The sequence below is a fragment of the Vibrio clamense genome (genome assembly GCF_050337905.1).
GTDB lineage: Bacteria > Pseudomonadota > Gammaproteobacteria > Enterobacterales > Vibrionaceae > Vibrio > Vibrio cortegadensis.
Window position 1 is genome coordinate 137003 of record NZ_JAKJTJ010000021.1, and the last position, 21188, is coordinate 158190.

The following is a 21188-nucleotide window of genomic DNA, read 5'->3' on the forward strand; positions in this document are numbered from 1 at the left end:
TTTACGAAAGAAAGGTTTACTGGCTATAACCCGATAAGAAACGCTCAAATCGACCAATGGCGAGTTCTAAGTCTTCCACTCGTGGTAGTGTCACAATGCGGAAATGGTCCGGTTTTGGCCAGTTAAACCCAGTGCCTTGTACGAGTAACACTTTTTCCTGTTTAAGAAAGTCGAGAACCATTTTTTGATCGTCCTTGATGTTGTACATCTTGGTGTCGATCTTAGGGAATAAGTACATCGCACCTTTCGGTTTGACACAGGACACCCCTGGGACTTGGTTGATCAGTTCCCAAGCACGATCTCGCTGTTCGAGTAATCGCCCTCCAGGAAGAATTAATTCGTTGATACTTTGATAACCCCCCAACGCTGTCTGAATAGCATGTTGCATAGGTACGTTGGCACACAGACGCATGGAGGCAAGCATCTCTAGGCCATCAATGTAGCCTTTAGCAAATTGCTTAGGTCCTGTGATAAACATCCAACCACCACGGAAACCACATACGCGATAAGCTTTAGATAACCCGTTAAAGGTCACCATTAATACGTCATCGGCTAGTGTTGAGATAGAGGTGTGGGTTGCACCGTCATAAAGTACTTTATCGTAAATTTCATCAGCAAAAATAATGAGCTTATGCTTACGGGCAATTTCTACGATCTCTAATAGGAAATCGCGGCTGTAAACCGCACCTGTCGGGTTGTTTGGGTTAATAAGAACAATACCGCGAGTTTTTGGCGTTATTTTTCTCTTAATATCATCCAGATCAGGGTACCAATCTGACTCTTCATCACACAGGTAATGGACCGCGGAGCCCCCAGACAAAGCAACCGATGCCGTCCATAGTGGGTAATCCGGTGCTGGAACCAGCATTTCATCGCCATTATTCAGTAAGGCTTGCATTGCCATCACAATCAGTTCAGATGCACCGTTTCCGATATAAACATCTTCAACATCAAGATTAAGTAGTCCGCGACGTTGGTAGTGTTGAACCACCGCTTTTCTCGCGGAATAAATGCCTTTGGAATCACAATAGCCTTGAGACGTGGGTAAGTTACGGATCACATCCACAAGAATCTCATCTGGGGCGTCAAAACCGAATGGGGCTGGATTACCAATATTGAGCTTCAGTATTTTATGCCCCTCTTCCTCCATGCGCTTAGCATGTTTGAGCACAGGTCCTCTGATATCGTAGCAGACACTGTTGAGTTTTGACGACATCCCGATATTTTGCATTGCCGAATTCCTAAAAAATAATTAATTACTTTATTAAAGTACATCAAATCACTGTTTGATAGAATAAAAATCTGTAAATAAGCGCATTAACGGGTGAGCTTTATACATTTTGTTATGTGTGTTTATTGTTAATAAACACAAAACCTCAATCGCATCCTTGATTTGATAGTGGTCTATAAATAGAGTATCCCCCAATATACGAATTTTTGATGTGTACGAGGTTGATTTGTCCCATTTTTATCAAGCCATACAAACGTTAGTTGAGCGAGTGAAGAGCTCGACTCCCAAAGAGGTTCGCCTTGTTGAAAGGTTGGATGAAAAGCCTCCGTTTGTATTTATTGACTGGCTTGAAGCTCAACCTATATTTCCTAAGTTTTACTGGCAATCTCGTGATACTCGTGAAGAAGTAGTTGCTTTAGGTAAGGTACATACATTTTCAGATCCCGCTCCCGCATATACGATCCTTGGTGAAGGCCAACGGATCTGGGGAGGGCGCTCGTTTGACGGCCATACAGAAAAGAATCGTCGTTGTATGGAGTCATTTTTCTTTTTACCGCAAATAGAATTGATTCGATATGATGATCAATGGTCGCTAGCGGTGAATTTACCTTCTGAAAAGCAAACTTTGATCAACGCTCTCAATAAAATAGTATGTGACGTGCCGAGTCTGCTTCCGTTGAGTGCTCAGATAGAGCATACCGAGCATACGCCATCAAAAGCGATTTGGGCTGATTTAGTGGAACGAGTGCTTTCTGGCATTGAAGCGGACGATTTCAAAAAGGTGGTTCTGGCAAGAAAGACTGTCTTAAAACTCGATGCTCCAATTTGTTCGGCACAATTACTTAAAGCAAGCTATGAACAGAATCACCATAGTTTTCATTTCATGATGTCGTTAGATTCGAAGCATAGCTTTATGGGGTCAACACCTGAAAGGCTTTACAGTCGGTTTGGACAAGAGCTACATACCGAAGCGCTGGCAGGCACGATTGGCCGTGGTAAGAATGCGACGCAAGATATGGAATTGGCGAATTGGTTATCTCAAGATGCGAAAAATCTTAATGAAAATCAGTACGTTGTTGATGACATTGTTGAAAGGTTAACCCAGCACTCAGAAACCGTGAATGTTCAGCAAGAGGCAAGATTAGTTCGACTAAGAAAAGTGCAGCATTTAAAGCGAAGCATTCACGCACAACTCAAGCCGAATACCAATGGTGTGCAACTGCTTGGTGCTCTTCAGCCAACCGCTGCTGTAGCGGGTTTACCTCGAGCAGAAGCGATGCAATTTATTCAAGAGAATGAACCTTTTGCTCGCGGTTGGTATGCTGGATCTGTCGGTTATATTAGTCACCAGAAAGCGGAATTTTGTGTCGCGATCCGCAGTGCATTGATTGTTGATAATCAAGTTCAATTATTTGCTGGCGCAGGGATTGTACCGGGTTCTAATGCCGAACATGAATGGCAAGAGTTAAATAAGAAGATGGCAACGTTACTTAGTTTAATATCAGACAATCCACCGTTAGGTGTTGCATCATGAGTACTGACCAAGCGGTTCTTAATCGTATTTGGTCTGAGACCTTATTGGAAGAGTTGGTAAGACTAGGTGTTGAAGAGGTTTGTGTTGCTCCGGGGTCACGTTCGACACCGTTAACACTGGAAGCCGATGCAAACATGCACTTGAATCTGCATACTCACTTCGACGAAAGAGGCTTAGGCTTTTTAGCATTGGGATTGGCGAAAGCGAGCAATAAACCTGTGGCGATTATTGTCACATCGGGTACTGCTGTCGCTAACTTGTTGCCAGCCATTGCAGAATCAAAATTGACAGGGGAGAAGTTGGTGGTGTTAACCGCAGATCGCCCTGTCGAATTAGTCAATTGCGGTGCGAATCAAGCCATCGATCAAGTCGGTATTTTCTCTTCTCATGTGGTGGCAGCTCAACATCTACCGAGCCCATCAACGTCCGTCCCTCTAGCTTGGTTATTGACGACAACGGATAAGTTACTGCACCAGCAACGTTTAGCGGGTGGCAGTGTACACATCAACTGTCCATTTCCAGAGCCTTTGTACTCTTCGGGCTCAAAAGAGGCGTTTTCTGACTACTTAGCGCCGTTATCTCGCTGGAAAAGCAGTAGTGAGCCTTACACTCATACTTTTCAAACTTATTCAGCAGCGGTAAGCGATGTCCAACCTGCAGATTGGATAGATAAAAAAGGCGTGATTATCGTGGGAAGCTTGCCGCTGCAAGAGTCTCAGAAAGTGGCAGATTTTGCCCAGTCTATTGGCTGGCCGTTACTGTGTGATCCTCAATCGGGGATAAGTAGTGCATGGCGTCATTATGATTTGTGGATGCAGAAAGTCGAAACAAAAGAGACGCTGGCACAGTGCGATGTGATCATTCAGTTTGGGGAGCGAATTGTCTCTAAACGCCTAAATCACTGGATTGAGCAGACAGCGCCACAGATGAGTGGTCACTATCTCGTGATTTCACCTGATGCTCACCGTATTAACCAAAGTCACCTTCCGCAACGGCATGTTGTGAGTTCGGCGAGCCAATTTATTGAGTATTGTTCTCTACCATTGATAGGGATGACAAACTCGGGTTGGGCTGACGGCCTTATCTGCTCATCGGAAAAAATTACTCATCTCGCTCAAGCTCAGGTATCTAGTGGCGAGGACTTAACCGAGCTGGTGGTTGCTGTTGATGTCGCGACTCAAGCTGAGCAACATGATGTTTTTCTAGGTAATAGCCTGATTGTTCGTTTAGTGGATATGCTAGGGGAACTCCCTAATAACGAAGTGTTCACTAACCGAGGTGCTTCGGGAATTGATGGGTTAGTGGCTACGGCTTCTGGTGTCCAGCGAGCTCGTCAACGTTCGATGCTGATGCTTATTGGAGATACTGCGCTGCTCTATGACTTGAATTCATTAGCGTTGTTAAACCATTGCCCTCAAGCGATGGTGGTTGTGGTGACAAACAACGATGGTGGGGCAATTTTCGATCTACTTCCTGTGCCAAAACAGAAGAAACAGTCGTTATATCAAATGCCTCACGGGTATCAATTTGAGCATGCCGCGAAGCAATTTAATTTAGCTTATTGCCAGCCGCAAACGCTTTCTGCATACCGTCAGGCAATTGCTGAGCATTTTGAATCGGGAACGGGTGTTTTACTTGTTGAAGTGATTACCCCAGCAGAGCAAGCGTCAAATCAATTGAATCAACTTATGCAGCAGATCAATGCTTCATAGTCAGCTGATGTTACCGAGCGGTTCGGACGAGAAACCACTACTGTTGTTTCTGCATGGCCTGCTTGGAACGGGCAAAGATTGGCAAGCGTGTTTGAATGAGCTGCACGATTACCCACAGCTTATCGTTGATCTTCCCGGTCATGGGCAGAGTCAGCATTTGAGTTGCGATGGGTTTGAGCATTGCTGTCAGCTCATCAAACAAACCATACTTTCTGTGTTAGATCGTTCCTTGATGTCTCCCCAATATCCTATAATTCTCGTGGGCTATTCTCTTGGTGGGCGGATTGCGATGTACGCAGCTGCAAAAGAGTTACTGTCTTGTTTTAATATTCAGTTGATGATTATTGAAGCCGGAAATTTCGGTTTATCAGATGAAGAGGCTCGAATTGCACGCTGGGAAAGCGACCAATATTGGGCTGAACGATTCACGATACAACCGATCGAACAGGTTTTATCCGATTGGTATCAACAAGGTGTCTTTTCTTCACTAAACCATGAGCAAAGACAAACCTTGATCGCTAAGCGCAGTGATAATCTTGGTGACTCGGTCGCAAAAATGCTGTTATCAACCTCTTTGGCGAAACAGCCTTATTTATTAAGTGATTTGCAGCAATCGTCGCTACCTATTCATTATCTCTGTGGAGAGAAAGACGCCAAATTTTGTCAGCTTGCAAAAGAAAGTCAGCTCTCTTTTTCGCAAATAGACAACGCAGGGCATAATGTTCATCAGGAGCAACCAAAGCAAGTCGCAACCGTTATTCGCTTATTAAGTGAATCAATTAAATCGATTAATGACGTTAAACATTAATCATGAAATAGAACAATGGGAACAACCATGGCAAAAACAGTAGGCATTTCAGAAGAAGAACTATACGCACCGGTAAACTGGAAAGATTGCGGGACTGAATACGAAGACATTCATTACCAAAAATCGGCAGATGGCATCGCAAAGATCACTATTGCGCGTCCTCAAGTTCATAATGCATTCCGCCCACAGACTGTGAAAGAGATGATTAATGCGTTGGCTGATGCGCGTTATGACGAAAAAGTGGGTGTGATTATCCTGACGGGTTTAGGTGAAGATGCATTCTGTTCTGGTGGTGACCAAAAAATCCGTGGCGATTACGGCGGCTACCAAGATGACAGCGGAACTCATCACTTAAACGTGTTGGATTTCCAGCGTCAAATTCGTACTTGTCCAAAACCTGTTATTGCAGCCGTTTCTGGCTGGGCTGTTGGTGGCGGTCACGTATTACACATGATGTGTGATTTAACCATTGCGGCTGAAAATGCTCAGTTTGGTCAGACAGGGCCTAAAGTTGGCTCTTTTGATGGTGGCTGGGGCGCGTCTTATATGGCTCGTATTGTAGGACAGAAGAAAGCACGTGAGATTTGGTTCTTATGTCGTTTCTATAATGCTCAAGAAGCAGAAGCGATGGGTCTGGTTAATACTGTTGTACCTGTTGCGGATCTTGAAAAAGAGACGGTACGTTGGTGTCGTGAAGTTCTACAACATAGCCCAATGGCGTTACGTTGCCTGAAAGCGGCGCTTAATGCGGACTGTGATGGTCAAGCGGGCCTTCAAGAGTTGGCTGGTAATGCGACGATGATGTTCTACATGACTGAAGAAGGCCAAGAAGGACGTAACGCATTTAATGAAAAGCGTCGTCCTGATTTCGATAAATTCCCGCGTAACCCATAATTCATTTGGTGATTTTAAGTTTAGGTGATGAATTTCACCTAAGCTTATGACTCTTCTATTCTCAGTGACTTACTTATCACCGTTACCAACTTATCACCGTTACCAACTTAGGACTCAAATTATATGCGCACTGCCAAGCTCTATCGCTACGCTCTCCCTATGGACAGTGGGGTGATACTTCGCGAAAACAAACTGACAGAACGTCAAGGCTGGATTGTTGAAATTGAACAAGACGGAAAGCAAGGGCGTGGAGAGATAGCGCCATTACCCGGTTTTAGTCTTGAATCAATGGAAGAGGCGGGACAGCAAGCTCAAGCGCAACTGGAAACATGGGTAAATGGTGGTGAATTCTCGTTTGAGGCGTTAGTACCTTCAGTTGCATTCGGCCTATCAATGTCAAAGATGGAATTGAACAGTGAGTTACCCATTGAGGGGAATTATCAAGCGGCTCCTTTGTGTAGCGGAGACCCTGATGAGTTAATTCCTGTCTTGAATCAGATGGATGGAAAGAAAATTGCCAAAATCAAAGTCGGACTGTACGAAGCCATTCGCGATGGAATGATTGTTGATCTGTTTTTAGAATCAATTCCAGATTTATCGCTGCGTTTAGATGCGAATCAAGCATGGAAGTTAGCCAAAGCTCAGCAGTTTGCCAAGTATGTTACGCCTTCGGTTCGCCAACGCATTGCATTTATTGAAGAGCCTTGTCAGTCGCCTGCCGATAGCCTTGCCTTCGCCATTGATACCGGAATTGCGATCGCTTGGGATGAGACATTGCAAAAAGCAGTTCGAGAGCCAAACTTTTCGTTAGATGAACTAACGGGGGTGAAAGCGATCGTGATTAAGCCAAGTTTGATCGGTTCTGCCTATTTTTGTATTGAATTGATTGAAAGAGCTCAAGCGCTTGGTATTCAGGTGGTGATCAGCTCTAGCATTGAGTCGAGCTTAGGTTTAACTCAGTTGGCTCGTTTTTCAAAATGGCAATTGCCGGATGAAGTCCCAGGGTTGGATACGATAGGATTATTTAAGTCGCAATTGGAAATCTCTTGGCCTGATTGCGATATTCCGGTAACACCACTCGCAGAGCAAGAATTGGTGTGGCAGGGGTAATATGTCAGCATTGGCATTACTAAAAAAATGGGCTCAGCAGAGCCCTTTTTCAACAGCGTTGATCTCAGGAAAAATGCAGATCAATTGGCAAACGTTGAAATGTATTATTGATGATTATGCTTCGACTTTACGCTCTCAAGGGCTTGGTCGTGGTGACGTTTTGGTTTTTGTTGGTAAGAATCAGCCCGAATTCCCGCTTGTTTATCTGGCCTGCTTACGTCTAGGCATTCTACCTGCGATTTGTCCTCCTCAGTCTTTGGCGCAGCTTAAGCGTAAATTAGATATTTTGTATGCAGAGACTCAGGTTCCGTCAATTTGGATGCCCAACCCCAGTGAGCTTCCTCTCTCTAAGGCAGAGTTAGAGCGACTGGCGACCACAAATCAAATAGTAAACGTCACTCCGCTGCACTTGCTCGAACTCTCACCGGAGAATGAGGGTGGATTAGTGTTAGAAACGCCTCACAGTCACCCTAAGGGACTTGGCTCAATTATCTTCACCTCTGGCTCAACGGGAGAACCGAAAGCGGTCGCACATACTGAGTCGCAGCATATTGCTTCAGCGGAAGGCCTTCTGGAATGTTTTGAATATCAAGCATCCGATCGGTGGCTATTAAGCTTACCGATGTATCATGTGTCTGGGTTGGCTATTATCTGGCGCTGGCTGGTGGCCGGGGGGGAACTCAAGATCGGTTCCGGGGATTTGGACATCGATATTCAAGAGGTTACGCACGCCTCTTTAGTGAGCACCCAGCTAAAGCGATTACTCGATAGCAAGCAGCCACTTACCCTCAAACGCGTACTGCTCGGGGGAAGCCATATCCCGCATACGCTAACGCAACAAGCACAGTTAGTCGGTATTGATACTTGGCTCGGCTATGGGATGACAGAAGCCGCTTCAACGGTGACGGCCAAACGACTCGATTCAATATCCAGTGCGGGATTCTTATTACCGAAGCGGAAACTGAAAATCGTTGATCAGCGCATCTATATTAGCGGTGAAACGCTTGCGAGTGGTTATTACCATCAAGGCCAATTAAAGCCGCTGAGTGAGGGAGGTTGGTTTGATAGTAAAGATTTAGGTCAGTGGCAATCTGATGAGCTAATGGTATTAGGAAGGGCGGATAATCAGTTTATTTCTGGTGGAGAGAATATTCATTGTGAAGAGATTGAAGCCGTGCTGAACCGTCATCCTCAAATTCGGCAGACGTTTATTATTCCCGTCAAAGATGCTGAGTTTGGTTTTCGACCTGTGGCGATCATCGACAGTGAGCGGTTAGATGAGGATTTCGCTTATCGTCAGTATTTGGATGGGAAACTCGATAAGTTTAAGTTTCCAATCGCATACTTTCGGATGCCTGTAATAGAATCGGTAGGGATAAAAGTGTCACGTAAAGCGCTATCAAACTGGCTTCAACAGACAGAGTGGATGCACCTGCGATCAGAAAAGGGCGAGTAGTCAATTTGCCTTTTTGAATTAACTTATTTGAATTGGATATGTGTTAGTTCAAAACGGCATTTATTATTTTTATAACCTAGCTTCATAATAAGCATCAAAGATAAAGGACTTTGGAATAACGGACTTATTATGAAAATCATTATCCTTGTGGCAATAGTGCTGCAAATTACCTTAGCGATTCAGAGCGAAGGTCTCGTCCGCTCTATTGCCGAATTAACCGCTTTTTTGCTCGTTGCCTCATTGGTACTCAATTACAAGCAATCCGCTCAAACCTCATCTGCTCAGCAGTAACCATGTTAGCGATCCGACGGAGATCATCAGCCATAATGAGACTCCGAAAATTAGCGGTTTAGCACCTGCGGCTTTAAGCTTTTCAACTGAAATACTGCAACCAATCAAAAATAGGCAAACCACGAGTGCCTGTTTTGATAGTTGGAAAATCCCTTGATAAACCACATCAAATTGCGGCAAAGCGTCGCTGACAAAAATCGCAAGACAGTAGAAAACAATGAAAAATGGAATGGTAATTTTTTTCTGTTTATTGCTAAAAATGAGTGAACTGATAAATGCGACAGGGATGATCCAGAGTGCACGCGCAAGTTTTAAGGTAGTCGCGGTTGTCAGAGCCTCTTCACCATAGGCAGAAGCAGCCCCTACGACAGAAGAGGTATCGTGAATCGCAATCGCTGCCCAAGTTCCAAATGTATGCTGGCTTAACTCTAGAGCATGTCCAATGACAGGAAATAGAAATAGAGCAATAGAGTTCAATACGAAGACGGTTGCAAGGGCGATCCCAATTTGGTCATCGTCCGCTTTGATCGCTGGAGCGACGGCTGCGATCGCGCTACCCCCACAAATGGCGGTGCCAGCAGAGATAAGATAAGCGGTATGCTTTTCAAGTTGCATTTTTTTCGCCAGTATCCAGCCAACACTGAGAGTGGTGAGGATACTAGTGACAATCAAACCGATACCATCACTGGTAACGGACAGAGCTTGCTGAAAGTTAATCCCAAAGCCAAGCCCAATAATGGAGTAGGCCAGTAGCTTCTTGGTAATTTTAGCCACTGCAATCTCTTTTGGAACTAAACCCAATGTGGCTAATAAAAAGCCAATGACTAACGCTGTCGGCGATGTGATATACGGGGTTAGGCAGATGATAATTGCCAGAAAAAAGGGAGCCTTTTGTTTAAAGTTAGTCATTGTGTTTTTCTAATATGGATGTGAGTGAGCATTCTACCGTTAAGCCGCTGGTAAGTAAGTCTAAATGTTTTGAACTCTTGTTCAGAAAAACTTAACGCCAATCTCCTCTTAGCTCTGATACTTTTTCACGCATTAACTGTGTTGTCGCGAGCTTTGCCTCAACCGGTGTTCCCGCTTCAATTTCTAACTTTGACCATAATCGGGTCGGTAGGCCTTTGCAGGCGGAACCTTTGTGTCGACTGAAGTAGCTTCCCCATAATCCTTTCAAACTCATTGGAATGACAGGAACAGGAGATCGCCTAATAATGATGTCCATGCCGCGCATAAAAGTGCCAATTTCGCCATCTGATGTCAGAGTGCCTTCTGGGAAAATACAGACTAAATGCCCCTCAGAGAGAGCTTGTTCAACATCGGTAAAAGCTTGTTTTATTGATGAACGATTTGTCGCGGAAATAGGTATGACCCCCGCTCTTTTTAAGAATCGTTTTAAAGGAGGAAGGTTTGCGTACTTCTCTTCCATCACAAATCGAATCAAACGCGGACAGACGGCACTGAGCAATAAAGCATCCATATAGCTTACGTGATTGCACACGATGAGTGCGCCACCCTGTTCTGGAAGGTGGTGCAAATTTTTATGCTTAACGCGGTACATGGTGTGAGTGAGTACCCACATTAAAAAACGAACTAAAAATATAGGGACTTGAAAACATAAATAAATGGTAACAAGTAGATTCAACACGGCGAGAACACTAAAAAGTTGCGGTATTGATAGCGATAGAACGGATAAGCAGACAATACCAAGAATCGCACTGCCAACCATAAATAGAGAGTTATAGATGTTCAGAGCCGCAATCACTTGCGCCCTTTGAGTGACTTTTGCTCTTTGTTGCATTAGTGCATACAAGGGCACAATGAAGATGCCACCAGAGATCCCTAGAAACAGTAATGAGAAATAGAGCGGCCATAACGGTGCGTAACTAACGAATTCAGCAAAGTGGGTAAATTGAGGTAGTTCGCTTGGAATAGAGGTGGCCATTAAGAAGCCAAAGATTGAAATGCCTAGGCTACCAATAGGTACAATGCCGATTTCGATTCTATGTCCTGACAGTTTGTCGCAAGTCAGTGAGCCGATTGCGATACCAACAGAAAACAGAGCGAGCAGAAAGGAAACACTGCTTTCGGTACCTTGCAGGTAAATCTTGGTGAAATTTGGAAATTGAGTTAAATAAGACGCGCCAAGAAACCAGAACCAGCTGATTGCCATGATGGCTTGGAAAATCGTACGATCTTGCTTCGCAATACTTATGGTTTGCTTTGTTTGAGCAATAGGTCGCCATTTAAACTGAATATCAGGTGCTGAAGCGGGAGAGTGTGGAATAGAGCGACTAGCCAAGTAACCCATGAGAGCAAAGAAAATGACGCAGCCTGCTGCGATATATTTTGCATATTCAGCGGATGCGATAACGCCAGCGCCAAGAGTTCCCAGTAAAATGGCGATAAACGTTCCCGTTTCAACCAAGGCATTGCCCGGGACGAGCTCTTTTGGTTTCAACTGTTGCGGTAGTAATGCGTATTTAACGGGGCCAAAAAATGCAGATTGTGTTCCCATCAAAAATAGTAAGACCAATAGGATCGCATAGCTTTCAAAAATGAAGCCGATGGCTCCTAACGTCATGATTGCAATTTCAGCTAACTTAACTTTACGGATAAACCATGACTTCTCATACTTATCCGCGAGAATCCCAGCGGAAGCCGAGAATAGGAAAAAGGGAAGAATGAAAAGGCCTGCCGCAAGATTGATGAATAAATGGCTGGAGACTGGAAGTGCTTCTTTGCTGGCAAATGCAACGAACAATAACAAGACATTTTTGAATATGTTGTCGTTGAAAGCTCCGAAAAACTGCGTCACAAAATAGGGAAGAAATCTTCTTTGAGTTAACAGCGAAGACTGGCTGCTATGAGACATTTTGTATCCTTTGAATTACCAGTTCATCAGGTAATTTGAGATTAGGTTATTAATAAGTTCTTTGCCATCAATTGGTTCAGAGGAAAAAAACTTGTCATCAACGCTGAGTAGTGTAATTCCGTGTACGCCAGACCATAACACTCGACTTGCTTGTAGGACTTCTTGTTTCGAACGAGAAGGCGCCAATTCAGCAAGCAATGACTCAAGCATACCTGTCATATTATCAATACGCTCAGCTTGCCACTCAGGTAGCTGATCACCATTCATATTATGTTGGAAAATTAGCTGCCAACGATATGGGTGTTGCTGCGCGAAATCATGATAACAATAGGCGAGCTCATAAAGTGCATCTTTAGAGTTGGTTGTTTTTGAGACAACAGTTTTCGCTTGTTCGGATAGCTCATCTAGTGTTTGTGCAATGGCATGTAGCAGTAATAGATTATAGTTGCCAAACACATTTACTAGGGTGCTTGGAACGTAGCCAATCATATTTGCTACTTTTCTTAAACTTAGCTCGTGATGCGTATTTTCTTCTAAAAAAGCTTTTACGGTATCTAACGTGAGGCTAACTAACTGTTCTCGGGTGTGATCGTTTCTACGTGCCATGATTAACTTCTTAAATGAACAACGTTCAATATACTAGTCAGCTGTTGGATAGGCGTCAACAAGCACCCATGATTATCTTAATAAAAACAGTGTAATTTGTGTGGTGTCGCAATATTCTGATACATGTCCAGCATAGGTTGAATATTTCATTGTGTATAGTTAACGAGTATGATTGCGAGATAGGCAAGATAGAAACCTAAGGATAAACATGAAACGTTTTTTTTCGCTTGTAGCACTATTGATGGTATCAGTGGCTATAACGCCAATCGCTGAAGCTAAGAAATTTGGTGGTGGCAAGTCATTCGGTAAGAGCTTTAAAACCGCTCCTGCCCCTAAACAACAGAACACGAATACGCTGAAGCAAGATCAAACGGGTAAAACCGCAGCTAAGAGTTCAAGTAAGAAAGGCTTGATGGGCGGCTTATTAGGTGGTCTGTTAGCTGGTGGCTTGTTAGCCGCTTTCTTTGGCGGTGCTTTTGAAGGGATCCAATTTATGGATATCCTGATCATGGGCTTGATTGCATTTGTCATCTTCAAGCTTATGCGAGGTATGCTTGGTGCCAAGCAAGGTTCTATGAACCAGCATCAAAGGCAGCAAGCATTTGGAGGCGCTCACTCTCAGAAGTTTGAACAGCAGCCGAACGTCCATAATTTTGAACAAACCCAATCTAATGGTGGTGGTTTTGGAAATGTTGCGCAAAGTGATATCCCGCACAACTACCCACCGGGGTTTGATCAAGTTGCATTTATCAATGGTTCTCGCGAGCACTACAGAACGTTGCAGGGTGCATGGAATCATAATGAATTGCATACGATTGAAGAGTATGTATCAGCAAGCTTGTTTGAAGATCTTAAATCAGAGCGTGCAAAATTAGAAGGTGAGCAACATACAGACGTTATGTATGTAGATGCTGAGATTGTTCGTGCAGATTATGACTCATTTAAGGCTCAATTAAGTTTACAATTTAGTGGTCGATACCGTGATGCTTCAGAAGGCATTGAAGAGAGCATCGAAGATGTTTGGCACTTAGAACGTGACTTAACAACATCGAATGCCCCTTGGCTTATCGTTGGTATTCAAGGCTAGAGTGATACTGTAGCTCGATAATACAATCATTTAAGCGCCTAGCATGAATTTGCTAGGCGTTTTTTTATACCTGTGACTTTCCAATAAAATAGATTAGACATTCCATTTGTTGGTTTTTTGTTAAATCTAACTTCCCTTTCAGCTAACTAACTGGTAATAATATTGGCAGATGCGCAAAAAGCGCACAGTTTATATTGTAAAAAGTACCAAAATCACAACATCCTATTACTACGTTGCTTAAATCAAGGAGTTAAGATGAAAGCAAATCAGATCATTGTTACTGCATTCCTCGCTGGAGCTGCACTGCTATCTTCGACCAGCCTTTTAGCTAAAACAGCGAAAGTCGCGGTATCACAAATTGTTGAACACCCAGCATTAGATGCAACACGCCAAGGCTTACTTGATGGATTAAAAGCCAAAGGTTATGAACAAGGTAAAAATTTAGAATTTGATTTTAAAACGGCTCAAGGAAACCCGGCAATTGCTGTTCAAATTGCACGGCAGTTCGTCGGTGAAAGCCCTGATGTTTTAGTGGGCATCGCGACTCCGACTGCTCAAGCTCTTGTCTCTGCCACTCGCTCGATACCTGTTGTGTTTACTGCGGTGACTGATCCTGTCGGTGCCAAATTGGTTAGAAAGTTAGAGAAACCAGGGAAAAACGTTACGGGTCTCTCTGATTTATCACCTGTTGAACAACACGTGGCATTAATCAAAGAGCTCATGCCGACAGTTAAATCTATTGGCGTGGTTTACAACCCTGGTGAGGCAAATGCTGTCAGCTTGATGGAGCTGTTAAAAGCGAGTACTGATAAACATGGCATCGAACTGGTTGAAGCGACAGCATTACGAAGTGCAGATGTGCAGTCGGCGACACAAGCTATTTCAGCTAAATCTGATGTGCTGTATGCACTGATTGATAACACCGTAGCAAGTGCGATCGAAGGGATGATTGTAGCTGCAAACCAAGCGAAAACACCTGTTTTTGGAGCCGCAACTTCTTATGTTGAACGCGGTGCTGTTGCGAGCTTAGGCTTTGATTATTACCAAATTGGTGTACAAACATCTGATTACGTCGTTGCTATTCTTGAAGGTCAAGATCCAGGTTCACTTGATGTGAAAGTGGCAAAAGGTTCTGACTTAGTCATTAATGCAGGCGCGGCAAAAAAATTGGGTATGGTCATTCCTAATTCAGTCTTAGATCGAGCGACGAAAGTTCTAAAATAAGGAGTTAAGCGTGGTGAATTATCGCCACGCTTAAAGCAGAAAAGGAGAATTTATGTCTGCTTTTGCGTTTTTTGGCGCGATTGAAATAGGTCTTATCTATGGCCTAGTCGCGTTAGGTGTCTACCTAACATTTCGAGTTTTAGACTTCCCCGATTTAAGTGTCGATGGCAGTTTTCCTATGGGTGCTGCGGTTGCTGCTACTGCTATTGTGGCGGGAATTGATCCGTGGGTTGCGACGGGAATGGCGATCGTTGCAGGGTCAATGACGGGCTGGGTGACTGCCTTTTTGGCGATAAAGTGTGGAATTTTGCATTTGCTCGCCTCTATTTTGACTATGATTGCAGCGTTTTCTATCAATATTAGGATCATGGGTCGCCCAAACATGGCATTGCTTGGTGAGGATACAATTTTAACGCCTTTTGAAGCGATGGGAGATTCAATGTATGTCCGGCCATTAGTCGTTGGTGTTCTTGTCTTGTTTTCAGCTTGGTTTGTTATCCGATTGCTTAATAGTGATTTTGGTTTAGGACTAAGAGCGACAGGTGTGAACTCGCGAATGGTGTCAGCACAGGGGGGAAGCACCTCGTTTTACACTTACTTTGGTTTAGCGCTATCGAATGGCTTCGTAGGTTTCGCGGGTGCCCTATTTGCTCAAACCAATAGCTTCGCTGATGTCACCTCTGGCGTAGGAACCATTGTTGTCGGTTTAGCGGCTGTGATTTTGGGGCAGACACTCATACCAAGTCGTAAGATTTGGATGGCTGTGGTTGCTGTTATTGTCGGTTCTGTTTTGTACCGTTTAGCCGTAGCTTTCGCGTTGAGTTCAGGAATGTTTGGTCTACAAGCATCGGATTTAAACTTAGTCACAGCTGTACTTGTTGCCGCGGCGCTGATTGCACCAAAAATGAAAGGGAAGCTGAAAGCAAAAAAGCTCAGTAAGCCGATAAAGATCGAGGCACGAACAGAGTCAAGTAAATCATCAGGGGAGGCGGTATGATTCGTTTAGAAGATATTCAGGTCACGTTTAACCCTGGAACGATATTAGAAAACCGAGCGTTGAGAGGGGTTGACCTCGAAGTACCTGAGCATCAATTCCTCACTGTGATTGGTTCGAATGGTGCGGGCAAATCGACCCTGCTAGGGGCGGTAACGGGTGAAACACCGATGATCGGAGGAAACGTTATTATTGATGAGTTAGACGTTACCCGAAAAACGGTTGACCAGAGAGCGACTCAATGTGCTCGTGTGTTTCAAGATCCTTTAGCGGGAACTTGTGGTGATCTCACCATTGAAGAGAATATGGCGCTCGCGTATATGCGAGGAAAGCGTCGAGGTTGGAATCTTTCTCTCTCTTCAAAGCGCCGTAAACTTTTTCAAGAGCGAATCAGTATTCTTGGTTTAGGATTAGAAGATCGTTTAGGCGATAACATTGGATTATTGTCTGGAGGGCAACGCCAGGCTGTTAGCTTGGTTATGGCGACTCTGTCAGATAGTAAGCTATTGTTGCTTGATGAGCATACGGCGGCGCTCGACCCACGCATGGCTGCGTTTATTATTGATTTAACAAAGAAAATAGTTAAAGAATTTAATCTAACCGTCATGATGGTTACTCACTCAATGAAAGATGCATTGGCGTGCGGTGACCGTACGGTAATGCTTCATCAAGGCGAAATTGTGCTTGATGTTGCTGGTGAGCAACGTGCCAATATGCAAGTCCCCGATCTACTAGAAATGTTTACTAAAGTCCGAGGCGAAGAGTTGGCTGATGATAGCTTGTTGCTCAATTAGATCTTATTGTTCAACCTAAAGCTTGTAACTCAACCAAAGCTTATTAATTAGTCAAAGCTGATGTTATCGGCGCTACGCCCTCTAGCTCAGCCTACTAAATGTGATCCCCCTTTCAGTTTTTAACGATTTTTGAAAACGAGAAGGGGGATTTTTCTTATCTGTACATGTTTTAAAATGGGAAAAAACAGACATGTGGGATGCTTATGAATACGCCATTTCTCTACCACGCTCAAACTACTGATGGTTTGAGTTGCGACAATGATCTACTCACCGTTGTTTTCAAAACGGAAGCTATTGAGTTCGATAAAGTTCAAGTCAGACATGAACCTGACAATGAGGAGTACCTTGTTGATCTGCATAAAACCCATCGCCAAGGTCGGCTTCAATGCTGGGAAGCGACGTTTGTCATCAATAAAGATCGCCCACTTACTCACTACGTATTTAAAGTTGTTATCGGCACTCAGCAGTATTGGCTAGATGCGAAAGGCGTCAGTAAGCGGATTCCTGCAAAAGAGTTTCATTTTAAATACAACGCCACTCAACAACCTCCAGAGTGGGTGAGTAAACAAGTTTTTTATCAAATTTTCCCGGATCGTTTTTGTAATCAAGATCCTGCTCTTAATATTGTCACCGGTGAATACCAAGTCAAAAATGGCACTCGTGACGTTATCGCGAAATCTTGGGGAGAGCCTGTGAGCCTTCAACCAGGAGAAGGGGGAATTGAGTTCTATGGCGGTGATCTTGCCGGTATTGAAAGTAAGCTCGATTATTTGCAGGATCTAGGAATCACTTCGATCTATCTGAATCCAGTTTTCAGTTCGTTGAGTAATCACAAATATGACACAACGGATTATTTCAATATCGATCCGCACCTTGGTACAAATCAACAATTTGCCTCTCTGACAGCCAATATCCATCAGAGAGAGATGAAAATTGTGCTGGATGCCGTATTCAATCATACGTCGGCTGAACATCCTTGGTTTGATAAAAGTGGCAAGACCGAGTGTGGTGCTTTTCATCATCCAGAGTCACCTTATCGGGATTACTATTTCTTTCAGGGAGAGTCGAAAGAGTATATCGGTTGGAAAGGCGTAAGCAACTTGCCTGTTTTGAACTTCGAAAATCAACTGGTGAAAGATTACATCTATCAATCGGATGACGCGGTGATCAAGCATTGGCTACGCAGTCCTTATAACGTTGATGGGTGGCGATTTGATGTGATCCATATGCTTGGAGAGGGTGAGGGCGCGAAAAATAACGCTCACTATGTTCAAGAGTTTAGAAAAGCATCCAAGCAAGAGAATAATGATGCTTATGTGCTAGGAGAGCATTTCTTCGAAGCGAGCTCTTGGTTGCAAGGGGATCAGGAAGATGGGTCGATGAACTATTATGGTTTCGCACACCCATTAAGAGCGCTACTTGCCAAACAAGATATTAGCTACGATCCCATTGATATCGATGCTTGTGATTTTGTTGACTGGCTGCTGGAGGCTAAAGCCAAATTACCTTGGGCTAACCAACTGACACAGTTAAACCAAATGGATAGTCATGACACCGCGAGGTTCATTTCCCTGGTCAACGGTGATCAAGCATTGATGAAGATCGCATCAACACTATTGATGACTTATGTGGGTGCTCCGTGCCTATATTATGGCACTGAGATCGGGCTTGAAGGGGGCAATGATCCTGATAATCGCCGTTGTTTCCCTTGGGGAGAGGTCGAAAATTCGCCGTGGTTTAGTTATTACCAATCTTTAATTCACTTGAGAACATCAAGTCATGCACTACAAAAGGGCTGGTTACATCTTTTGCATGTGGATGAAAAGAGCTTTGTGTTTGCCAGAGTGTTGGAACAAGAAACGATTCTTGTCGCAGTTAACCTGAGTGATGAGGAGTTAGAGTTAGTTCTGCCTGTTTGGCAGTTGGGGTTTGAAGGAGGTAAAGCAATGAGCCTACTGACTGAAAAGCAAGATTGCATTATTGATGGCGGAGAACTCCGATTAGTGCTATCACCACAAGAGTCTCAGATCATCAAGTTGGAACACATATCTAACGTTAAATAAACGAATTTCGAAATACAGAGCCATATCGCTGACACCGGCTTTTTGCTAGATCAGCGATAGGTTCATACGGAATGTGAGGGGTAAATTACGCTGGTAAAGCATCTCTATAGCGTTGAATGTGTTCGACAATTGGCGCTGCCTTTTTGAACGTTCGAATCTCTCTAAACAGTTCATCTGCTTGATCGTACTCTTTACGTAAATAAGCAAACCACTGTTTTGCCCTATTTGGATAGTACAGGCCTTTATCACCCTGAATTTCAAATTCTGAATAGCGAAGTAACAAGTTAACGACTTCAGGCCACGGCATTCTCGGATGGTTATGTTTAACCACATTGCCTAGGTTTGGGATGTTAAAAGCTCCGCGGCATACCATCAATGAATCAACCCCGGTTGCTGCTTTGCAAGCTTGGCCATCTTGATAGTTCCAAATTTCGCCATTCGCAATTAAAGGTAAACTCGTTTTTTCTCGAATCTTATTGATGTATTCCCATTTTATTTCGCTTGCTTGGTAACCACCTGATTTAGTACGTGCATGGACGGTTAATTCGTTGGCTCCAGCTTGCTCAATGGCATCAACAATTTCAAAACAGTCTTCAGGATCTTCCCAACCTAATCGAATTTTAGCGGTGACTGGAATGTGGGTAGGTACGGCTTCTCGGCAAGCTTTGATTACTTGATACATGAGTTCAGGATGTTGCAGTAATGCTGCTCCGCCCTTACTTTTATTCACCATTTTTGCAGGGCAACCAAAGTTAAGATCGATGCCTTTCGCGCCAAGCTCCGCCGCTGTAATCGCATTTTCCGCCATCCAATTAGGCTCTTGACCAAGTAATTGAATATGTACAGGCACGCCAGATTGAGTTTGAGAGCCTTGAAGCAATTCAGGGCACAAACGGTGAAACACATGTTCTGGCAGCAGTTGATCGACAATCCGCACAAATTCGGTGACACAGAGATCGTAATCATTAATCTCTGTAAGAATTTCACGCATTAAATGGTCTAACACGCCCTCCATAGGGCCCAGTATCACTCGCATAACCAACCGCCGACTAAATTAAGAGGCGCGATTGTAGTGGTTAGAGCTCGAAATGTCACTAGATCTGACGGCGTCTCTATTGGTTGGTACTGTGATAATGGCTATTATCGAATAAACGGCTAACAAAATAGGTAGAGACGTTTATAATGTCTCGCAATGGTATCTTTAAAAAGTTAAACAAGACATGTATCAATTACTGACATTACCCGACACAGATTTTCCTCTTTCAAGTGTGTATTTAGAAGGTGCGATTTTTGCGAGTAACCTAGCCACTAAACCTCTTGATCCTGAAGTTTGGTTACAGCCGCTGCTTGGTGAAGAGCTAAATACGGTGAAAACCGTCGTTGTGGAGCAGATTAATAAACAGCACAACTTACTTCAGCGTAGCGAGTTTGAATTAACACAGTTACTTAATGATGGTGACTTCTCTGACAATTTAGCGGACTTCGCTGAAGGCTTCATGAATGTATGGCCTGTGATTGAGACACAGTGGGAAGAGGCAAACATTGGTGAGGGGAGTATGCGCATGTTGCAGGCATTCCTAACCACTCTAATGTTGGCGATTGATGAAGAGCAGACACAACAGCAGATGAAAGAGGCTGGTTTTGATCAAGTCCCTGCACTTGCCGATTTTACTGATCAATTGGATGTCATGGTGGTAGAAGTAGCGCTTGCAGCAGATGAAGCGATGCTTGGCAATAAATCACAGATAGTTAACCCATTTAAGGGAATTGGTCGCAATGATCCTTGCCCATGCAACAGTGGGAAGAAATTTAAGCAATGTTGTAGTAATAAGTAGCGTTGCAGTAAATAGCCATATCGATTAAAGAAAGGGCTCATTACGCTAGCCAGCACGACTTAGTGGCGCTGAAGCGTAATGAGCTTTATACATTAAGAGCTATCTACAAACTAAGAGCTATCTACAAATTAAGAGCTATCTGCAAAGAGTTAAGCTTTTGGCTGCTTAACAAATTGTGCAAGGATAATGATGGCAAGGGCCACTAAATTACCTGCAAAAATGATAACGAGCCATTGCGGCATTGATAACGTTAAAAATTGCCAAACGACTTCACTGCAATCCCCATAAGCTTCAAACATCCACGGAACCCATTGGTTTAATGGAGCCCAGTCAGGGAAGGTGACAAAGAGGTCACAAGTTGCGAAGGGAGAAGGGTTAAATTGATAATCCACATGTTGCATCGCTAGCGCTAACCCTTTGTAGGCGCTTGCCCCCCAGGCCGCCAGTCCTAACCAGCGAATAATAGGATTTGATGGATTGATTAATCCTAATAATGCAGCACCACCAATCCCCATCATGGCAACTCTTTCATAAATACACATTACACATGGGGATAGCATAACAACATGTTGGAAGAACAGTGCGCATGCTTCGAAAAAAACGATAAAGATCAGTAAGAGAAGCCAAGACAGTCTGCGTGCAGAGAAAGCCTTAATAGCGGCAAGAGCATTCAC

19 protein-coding genes are annotated in these 21188 nt (G+C 43.8%); 13 read left to right on the forward strand and 6 right to left on the reverse strand.

What is annotated here, in order from left to right; genetic code table 11:
* Positions 1-16: 16 nt before the first annotated feature.
* On the reverse strand, positions 17-1231 hold the full coding sequence (locus L4C39_RS08330) for a pyridoxal phosphate-dependent aminotransferase (protein ID WP_113795891.1): 1215 nt from the start codon (positions 1229-1231) through the stop codon (positions 17-19).
* Positions 1232-1457: 226 nt separating this feature from the next.
* Between L4C39_RS08330 and L4C39_RS08335 the strand changes: the two genes are divergently transcribed.
* From L4C39_RS08335 to L4C39_RS08365, 7 genes are all read left to right on the forward strand, one after another.
* Complete coding sequence (locus L4C39_RS08335) at positions 1458-2765, forward strand: isochorismate synthase (RefSeq protein WP_029203226.1); 1308 nt, start codon at positions 1458-1460, stop codon at positions 2763-2765.
* Positions 2762-4477, forward strand: coding sequence for a 2-succinyl-5-enolpyruvyl-6-hydroxy-3-cyclohexene-1-carboxylic-acid synthase (gene menD, locus L4C39_RS08340; RefSeq protein ID WP_371711058.1), 1716 nt, complete (start codon positions 2762-2764; stop codon positions 4475-4477). The genes L4C39_RS08335 and menD overlap by 4 nt, the downstream gene beginning before the upstream one ends.
* A complete protein-coding gene (menH, locus tag L4C39_RS08345) occupies positions 4467-5285 on the forward strand; it encodes a 2-succinyl-6-hydroxy-2,4-cyclohexadiene-1-carboxylate synthase (protein WP_371711057.1) in 819 nt (272 codons plus the stop codon). Before menD ends, menH begins: the two co-directional genes overlap by 11 nt.
* Positions 5286-5312: 27 nt before the next feature.
* Positions 5313-6179 (forward strand): 1,4-dihydroxy-2-naphthoyl-CoA synthase, encoded by an 867-nt coding sequence (menB, locus tag L4C39_RS08350; protein ID WP_017051285.1) that lies wholly within the window; start codon positions 5313-5315, stop codon positions 6177-6179.
* Between the two features lie 123 nt (positions 6180-6302).
* Entirely contained in the window at positions 6303-7289 is a 987-nt protein-coding gene (menC, locus tag L4C39_RS08355) for an o-succinylbenzoate synthase (protein ID WP_371711056.1), read from the forward strand.
* 1 nt (position 7290) lies between these two features.
* Positions 7291-8745, forward strand: coding sequence for an o-succinylbenzoate--CoA ligase (gene menE / locus L4C39_RS08360; protein ID WP_371711055.1), 1455 nt, complete (start codon positions 7291-7293; stop codon positions 8743-8745).
* 129 nt (positions 8746-8874) lie between these two features.
* Positions 8875-9036, forward strand: coding sequence for a hypothetical protein (locus L4C39_RS08365; protein ID WP_017051288.1), 162 nt, complete (start codon positions 8875-8877; stop codon positions 9034-9036).
* Here the strand turns inward: L4C39_RS08365 and L4C39_RS08370 are convergent.
* The 3 genes from L4C39_RS08370 to L4C39_RS08380 all read right to left on the reverse strand — a co-directional run bounded on the left by L4C39_RS08370 (position 9019) and on the right by L4C39_RS08380 (position 12517).
* Positions 9019-9945 (reverse strand): YeiH family protein, encoded by a 927-nt coding sequence (locus L4C39_RS08370; protein WP_017051289.1) that lies wholly within the window; start codon positions 9943-9945, stop codon positions 9019-9021. The genes L4C39_RS08365 and L4C39_RS08370 overlap by 18 nt on opposite strands.
* 91 nt (positions 9946-10036) lie before the next feature.
* Positions 10037-11911 carry an MFS transporter gene (locus tag L4C39_RS08375; protein WP_429745362.1) on the reverse strand — a complete coding sequence of 625 codons (1875 nt, stop codon included), beginning with the start codon at positions 11909-11911 and terminating at the stop codon, positions 10037-10039.
* Positions 11912-11926: 15 nt separating this feature from the next.
* The gene (locus tag L4C39_RS08380) at positions 11927-12517 is read right to left on the reverse strand and encodes a TetR/AcrR family transcriptional regulator (protein ID WP_429745364.1); all 591 of its coding nucleotides are present in this window, start codon (positions 12515-12517) and stop codon (positions 11927-11929) included.
* 208 nt (positions 12518-12725) lie between these two features.
* On the opposite strand from L4C39_RS08380, the gene L4C39_RS08385 reads away from it, so the two are divergent.
* The 5 genes from L4C39_RS08385 to malZ all read left to right on the forward strand — a co-directional run bounded on the left by L4C39_RS08385 (position 12726) and on the right by malZ (position 18679).
* Positions 12726-13604 carry a Tim44 domain-containing protein gene (locus L4C39_RS08385; protein ID WP_429745366.1) on the forward strand — a complete coding sequence of 293 codons (879 nt, stop codon included), beginning with the start codon at positions 12726-12728 and terminating at the stop codon, positions 13602-13604.
* 255 nt (positions 13605-13859) lie between these two features.
* The gene (locus L4C39_RS08390) at positions 13860-14828 is read left to right on the forward strand and encodes an ABC transporter substrate-binding protein (protein WP_017051293.1); all 969 of its coding nucleotides are present in this window, start codon (positions 13860-13862) and stop codon (positions 14826-14828) included.
* Between the two features lie 52 nt (positions 14829-14880).
* The gene (locus L4C39_RS08395) at positions 14881-15825 is read left to right on the forward strand and encodes an ABC transporter permease (RefSeq protein WP_017051294.1); all 945 of its coding nucleotides are present in this window, start codon (positions 14881-14883) and stop codon (positions 15823-15825) included.
* Complete coding sequence (locus L4C39_RS08400) at positions 15822-16616, forward strand: ABC transporter ATP-binding protein (RefSeq protein ID WP_017051295.1); 795 nt, start codon at positions 15822-15824, stop codon at positions 16614-16616. The genes L4C39_RS08395 and L4C39_RS08400 overlap by 4 nt, the downstream gene beginning before the upstream one ends.
* 203 nt (positions 16617-16819) lie before the next feature.
* A complete protein-coding gene (gene malZ / locus L4C39_RS08405; RefSeq protein WP_371711053.1) occupies positions 16820-18679 on the forward strand; it encodes a maltodextrin glucosidase in 1860 nt (619 codons plus the stop codon).
* A gap of 85 nt (positions 18680-18764) precedes the next feature.
* On the opposite strand, the gene dusC is transcribed toward malZ, so the two are convergent.
* Complete coding sequence (gene dusC / locus L4C39_RS08410; protein ID WP_371711052.1) at positions 18765-19715, reverse strand: tRNA dihydrouridine(16) synthase DusC; 951 nt, start codon at positions 19713-19715, stop codon at positions 18765-18767.
* 184 nt (positions 19716-19899) lie between these two features.
* On the opposite strand from dusC, the gene L4C39_RS08415 reads away from it, so the two are divergent.
* On the forward strand, positions 19900-20514 hold the full coding sequence (locus L4C39_RS08415; protein ID WP_136993928.1) for a YecA/YgfB family protein: 615 nt from the start codon (positions 19900-19902) through the stop codon (positions 20512-20514).
* A gap of 149 nt (positions 20515-20663) precedes the next feature.
* Here the strand turns inward: L4C39_RS08415 and dsbB are convergent, their stop codons facing one another.
* Entirely contained in the window at positions 20664-21188 is a 525-nt protein-coding gene (dsbB, locus tag L4C39_RS08420; RefSeq protein ID WP_113795902.1) for a disulfide bond formation protein DsbB, read from the reverse strand.